The 1,060-nt window shown below is 49.8% G+C and carries 1 protein-coding gene and 1 pseudogene; one reads left to right on the plus strand and one right to left on the minus strand.

The window, feature by feature from the left end; genetic code table 11:
- A pseudogene (locus tag ACL9RI_RS27600) lies at window positions 1-240 on the plus strand (uracil-DNA glycosylase); the annotation flags it as partial.
- 289 nt (window positions 241-529) lie between these two features.
- Here the strand turns inward: ACL9RI_RS27600 and ACL9RI_RS27605 are convergent.
- Window positions 530-1,060 (minus strand): RHS repeat-associated core domain-containing protein (locus ACL9RI_RS27605; RefSeq protein ID WP_422729642.1); only part of this gene is annotated, 531 nt, incomplete at its 5' end.

The following is a 1,060-nucleotide window of genomic DNA, read 5'->3' on the forward strand; positions in this document are numbered from 1 at the left end:
ATAAAGCTAAGGAAGAGCTTGTGTCTGAATGGCAGAACTGACCCTACTGCCCTGCTGCAAAACAGCACAGTCACCCTACAAGCCATGCTGGGCACACCGTTCCAGCATCAGGGCCGCTGGGTGATCGCCGTCTATCACCCGTCGTATGTCTTGCGCGCGCCCGATGAAATGAGTCGACGGCAGGCGTATGCGGTGATGGTGGAGGGTTTGCAGCAGGCGGTGAGATTGATTGGGGGATAAACAAGTTTTTTCCGAGACCATACGTGAATGACTCAGATTAGCTCCCCCTCCCCTGCTAAACGGTTCTTTCAAGACGATATCTGATCCTTGCTCTATAAGAACTCGTTACCAGATCCTCAATCCTTAGAATATTCACATATAGCGGCTTTGTAATCCCAACGTCCGCCCAGATCAAGACAACTATCAATGGCAAATTCGCGCTTTAGCCAACACCCAGCAGCTATAGCCAAGGCCACGATAATAAGCAAGAGCAATATTTTCAGCTTTCCCATAATGATAGTGATAACTCTCAATAGCCGTTGGAAAGACCTGCAGGACGGAATGCGCCGCATACCGTTTCACAGGCCCCCGATGAAGCTCCTGATCTGCCAGCTTGATTCGCTACTTGATCAGCAGCAGAAGCGCTTGCTGGATCCATTTTAATATACTGGTCCACTGCCTCTCGACCGTCAGAAATCACACAAGCAGCACTCTTTCCAATCGATCCACGTTGTGTTGCTTCACAATTTGCCTTGCAATGGAAGTACTTGTCGGCACCGATCGTGTTTGCTGTACGCATGTCGTTATAGTTCCGGAGAAAGTCACCAACAGCACCACGAATTTGATTGATAACACCTGGAGAAGGCCAGGCACCGCGTACGTAATCCTGAAATGCAGAGGCACCGGTAGGTGGCTCTAAACCTGTTGGATCAACGAGTGAGATTGGGTTTCCGAAAACATAAGTATACGTATTCGTCCCACCAGCCAACCCAATCGGATCACTCTGCAAATACCGTCCCAACGACGCATCATAATAACGGTGCCAGTTGTACCACAGCCC

This window comes from Janthinobacterium sp. Mn2066 (assembly GCF_049319705.1).
Taxonomy (GTDB): Bacteria; Pseudomonadota; Gammaproteobacteria; order Burkholderiales; family Burkholderiaceae_D; genus Janthinobacterium.